This is a genomic window from Clostridium puniceum, assembly GCF_002006345.1.
Classification (GTDB): Bacteria; Bacillota; Clostridia; order Clostridiales; family Clostridiaceae; genus Clostridium; species Clostridium puniceum.
Genome location: NZ_LZZM01000054.1, coordinates 1 through 4,528, shown reverse-complemented (window position 1 = coordinate 4,528; position 4,528 = coordinate 1). Strand labels below are relative to the sequence as shown.

The 4,528-nt window shown below is 30.2% G+C and carries 4 protein-coding genes and 1 pseudogene; 1 reads left to right on the top strand and 4 read right to left on the bottom strand.

Features of this window, described 5'->3' with window-relative positions:
* Positions 1-340 precede the first annotated feature (340 nt).
* Entirely contained in the window at positions 341-1,345 is a 1,005-nt protein-coding gene (locus tag CLPUN_RS04925) for an NAD-dependent epimerase/dehydratase family protein (RefSeq protein WP_077846243.1), read from the top strand.
* A gap of 105 nt (positions 1,346-1,450) precedes the next feature.
* Here the strand turns inward: CLPUN_RS04925 and CLPUN_RS04920 are convergent, their stop codons facing one another.
* The 4 genes and pseudogenes from CLPUN_RS04920 to CLPUN_RS04905 form a co-directional block, all read right to left on the bottom strand.
* Positions 1,451-2,134 (bottom strand): TetR/AcrR family transcriptional regulator, encoded by a 684-nt coding sequence (locus CLPUN_RS04920; RefSeq protein ID WP_077846242.1) that lies wholly within the window; start codon positions 2,132-2,134, stop codon positions 1,451-1,453.
* Between the two features lie 77 nt (positions 2,135-2,211).
* Positions 2,212-2,500 (bottom strand): annotated as a pseudogene (locus tag CLPUN_RS29545) (DUF961 family protein).
* Positions 2,501-2,914: 414 nt separating this feature from the next.
* Positions 2,915-3,610, bottom strand: a complete 696-nt coding sequence (locus CLPUN_RS04910) for an aspartate/glutamate racemase family protein (RefSeq protein WP_077846241.1) — start codon at positions 3,608-3,610, stop codon at positions 2,915-2,917.
* 19 nt (positions 3,611-3,629) lie between these two features.
* Entirely contained in the window at positions 3,630-4,139 is a 510-nt protein-coding gene (locus CLPUN_RS04905; protein ID WP_242954044.1) for a GNAT family N-acetyltransferase, read from the bottom strand.
* Positions 4,140-4,528: the final 389 nt, after the last annotated feature.

Below are 4,528 nucleotides of genomic sequence, written 5' to 3'. Positions count from 1 at the left end.
GAAACATTTATGTATAGCTCCTTGCTGTCATTTTTGTGTACAAACTCAATTATAACAAGGATTTATCATAAATGTTTTTTATTTTATTCATTTGTAAAATTATTCAAGCATTTTTGCACTATTATAGTATAATAGTAAATATTTATACATATTAAATCTTCACCTTAGTATCTCCATGCAACTTCTAATTTCTTTTTTTATCATATCACAAGCTTAAAATAGTCCGTCATTATCCATTGCTAGATTATATAATTAAATTCATTAAAAACATTGACCTTGACCTTGGGTCAATGTTATAATTGACCCAAGGTCAATTATATTTAAAGAAAGGATTAAATTTATGAGTAATGTTTTAGTAACTGGGGGAAGTGGCTTTGTTGCCGGTTGGACTATTCGGAAGTTAATCGAAAAAGGTTATAGTGTAAGAACAACTGTACGTTCTAAAGAAAAAGGAGAACTTGTAAAATCAATGCTACAGCATCTGAATATTGATGTTAGTTCTTTTTCATATGTAATTGCCGACTTAGGTAATGAAAAAGGTTGGGATGATGCTATGGAAGGCATTGATTATGTCTTGCATGTAGCTTCTCCTTTAGGCGGCGAAAACCACAATGATCCAAAATTAATTGATACAGCAAAAAGCGGCGCTCTATATGTTTTGAATGCAGCAATAAAAGCCAAAGTAAAGAAAATTGTTATGACTTCATCAGAAGCCGCCAATTATCCTAAGAAAAATGATACTAATCAAAATGTTGATGAAACATTTTGGACGGATTTAAACAATAAATCTATAACTAACTACATGCGCTCTAAAATATATGCAGAAAAACTTGCGTGGGATTTAATAAAAAAGCAGAATACTACACAACTTGCTACTATTTTACCCGGTGCAATTTTGGGACCTTTTATGGATAAAAGAAATGGCAGTACCGATCAAATATTTCAAATGTTACTTAAAGGCACGCCAAGTCCAAAAGTCATTTATCCGGTAGTTGACGTTAGAGACCTTGTAGATTTACACATCTTAGCCATGGAAAACCCCAAAGCTAATGGACAAAGATTCATAGCTGAAAGTGAAGAAATGACAATGCCACAGATGGCTCAAGTTCTGCGCAATAATATGGGTGAACATGGTAAAAAGGTGAGCACAATGATAATCCCTAATTTTGTAGTAACTATTGGTGCTAAATTCAATCCAGCAATGAGTGTCCTTTTAACAATGATGAATTTGAAATACCATCGTACAAATAAAAAAGCCAAGACATTATTAAATTGGAAGCCGCGTCCTGCCAAGGAAACAGTTATCGATACTGCGGAATATTTGATTGATAATAACCTAATATAACATTTAACTATAATTGTTGTTTCTCAACATAAAAAACATCCTCGTCATATTTCTGATGAGGATGTTTTTTAGCAATTCTGCTTCCTTAATATTTTGTAAAATCCACTATTCACCATATTGTCTATAAGAACGTTCCAAGCATTCCTTATGCAATCCTTCAAGATAATACTTCATAGCTTGGAGTGCACTTTCTTTGAAGTTAATATCAAAAGCATTCATATGGTTTTCCCTAATTGCTTGTTTTATATTATCTGGTGTTTTGGTGAGGCTTTTATACCCAACTATAATTGCATGCTGTGTCATTAGCATTTTCATGCAATCTTCAATGGTGATGTCACTTACTCTTTCAGTAATTAACTCACCAATTTTTAATCCTATAGAGTAGAACATTTGCTTAATATCAAATGCTGTTTCATAATCTAAATTATCCTCTAATGTGCTATTCATTAAAGCAGTAAGTCTTACATAAAGAGAATTTTCATCAAGAAGTTGATTCATCTCTTTTAAAAGGAATAAAATTAAACTATCAAAAGATAAACTTCCTAACTGTTTAATTTCTTCTATAATAGAATTACATCGTTTTTCATACTCCCTCTTAAATATTTCAAGAAATAATTTCTCCTTTGAGTTGAAATAATAAAAAATGATTCCTTTTGAAAATCCACAAGCTTTCGCTATGTCTACCATCTTTACAGAATCATATGATTCTTTTAAATATAGCTCAACTGCTTTAGCAAGTATTATATTTGCCTTTTCTGCTTTAGCCGTTTCCGAAATTGCTCTTACCATATCAAAACCTCTTCTATATATTTACTAAATCCCGACTTTTTAAATACAGCCTTAATTATAACAGATTAATAGGCAAATCAATAGTGATGATTTTGGCTAGCAATAGAAACCTGTTTCTTTAAAACAATATCATCCCCCTTGATATACCAGTCCACATCTCCACCTTGAAAAATAGTGTTAGCTACGGTATCTGCCACAGGATTAATGATTTCAACTTCTACGTTATAGTCAAATTTCTTTAAAGGTACACTACGATAAAATTGTACTACGTCCATTTATTCTTCTCTGTTCAATATTCCCTTCACCAGCATATTCTAAGTTTCCGAATATCTTTTCCAGATTTGGTATTACATATTTTAATTCCATATTCTTTACCTCTCTTATTTTTATATTTGAAATAAGCAATTTACTTCTGATTGTTTCTATTCTGCGCCATAAAAAATATCTAACTGACTGTATTTTATCAAGTGCAGGCTCTGTGTTATACATCTTTGACAAAATACATTTATTTAGATAAATATCAACTAGGCAGAATAAGAAAAATTTTATTAACTTTTAATGGTGGTGAACGCTCCTCATTTTTTCTTAATATTTTAATCACGTTCTTTCTAGTTTTTTTTATAAAAAATAGGCGCTCATTTCCAAATGCCTAAACTAAAAAACAATCTAATAAAATTAATTAATAGATTGCTTTTATCATATTAATATAATGAGAAAGATACGGAAGAGCCGATGCTAAAATTATATCGCCTTAATTTCCACAAACTGAAATTGGTGAATCTAATCTTTTAATATCATTTCTATAAGTGTTTGAATATGTATCTGCATGGTATCCAAACATGGTACTGATAATGAAACTCCCTTAAATAATAGTGGCAGTTCAGTACATCCTAATACAATTGCTTCTACTTTTTGTTCATTAATCATTCTATTTACAATATTTAAAATGGTGGATAATGTCTCTTCTCTTACTATTCCCAATTCTAATTCACTCGAAATTTTTTGCCCAATAAAAGATTTTTCTTCTTCAGTTGGTACTACAACTGATATTCCAGCTTTTATAAAAGGTTTTCTGAAAAACTCTCCATTCATAGTAACTTCTGTTCCGAGTAAACCGATTTTAGCAAAACTTTTTTTCTTTGCTTCGTTACAAGTAGTTTCTACAATGCTTACAATAGGAACTGGACTGTGCCTTTTTAATTCATCAAAGATAATATGAGGTGTATTTCCCGTCATAGCAACAAAATCTGCACCTCCTGCTACAAGATTATTGATACCTTTCAAAATATAATCCTTCAATGCGGTATAATCATTTTCCTCACACATTCTGAAAACTTCAAAAACACTTAGGCTTTCAATATTTAAATTAGGAAAAAATGATTTTCCAACCTTTTTCTGAACTCCATAAACAATGTCGTGATAATAAGGTATTGTAGATTCTGGTCCAATACCACCTATAAGTCCTAATTTTTTCATTATACTTCTCCTTCTATCTTCATTTCAAAAAATATTTGCTGTTCTCGAATAACTCCCTGTAGCAATACCTCAGTCGTTCCTGAATATAAAATCCTAAACCCCTATATAAATTTGCCGCAACTTTATTTCCATCAAAAGTATCCAGCCTTATTGATTTGCATTTCATCTCTTTTGCCTTTTCTATAGCATGACAAATCATCATTTTTCCATAACCCTTCCCTGCTTTTGATGGTGGAACACAAAGTGTATGTATCACAAGAACTTCTTCTGAATCAGCACTATATTTCCAATTAATCACATTATATTCCTCTAGCTGGATTTGGTTTAAAATCATACTGGCACAAACTTCATCATTATCATCCAATACATATAATGTGCTTTCATTAAAACTATTGACCGCTACTTTTCTTGTTAGATATACATCAAGTATCCAATTGAAATTGCTTCTATACTTCTTTTCATATCTTAGCAATTCAATATAACTTTTTTCTATTTTGTCAATATCACTTTCTATTGCTTTTCTTATCATAATATTCCTCTACAAATTACTATTTATTGATTTATTTTACACATTGCACAAGTTGCATTAACAAACACTACGACTCAATAATATTATACTAAAATAATTATATATCACCAAATAACTAATAGGTATATTTAATATTTTTTAATAAAAAAATCTGCTTCGCAGACTATGTTGTTCTGTGTTAACATTTCATTCATATTTAAATTACCTTTACTAACCTTGTATTTACAATGCTTTCAAAAGTTATCCACATATTTGACTTGATTATAATTTCCTCGTATTTGAAAATACTAAATCCATAGACGAATATTTAAGTCTATATGGTGAAAGTCTAACTAGTGAAAATTTAATATTTGAATAGAGATATTGATGTTAATTTCCTGGGAGTATAT

What these genes read in the sequence shown, in the direction of transcription:
- CLPUN_RS04910 (WP_077846241.1), bottom strand. Translation starts at nt 3,610, where the DNA reads ATGAAAAAATTAGGACTTATAGGTGGTATTGGACCAGAATCTACAATA.
- CLPUN_RS04925 (WP_077846243.1), top strand. Translation starts at nt 341, where the DNA reads ATGAGTAATGTTTTAGTAACTGGGGGAAGTGGCTTTGTTGCCGGTTGG.
- CLPUN_RS04905 (WP_242954044.1), bottom strand. Translation starts at nt 4,139, where the DNA reads ATGATAAGAAAAGCAATAGAAAGTGATATTGACAAAATAGAAAAAAGT.
- CLPUN_RS04920 (WP_077846242.1), bottom strand. Translation starts at nt 2,134, where the DNA reads ATGGTAAGAGCAATTTCGGAAACGGCTAAAGCAGAAAAGGCAAATATA.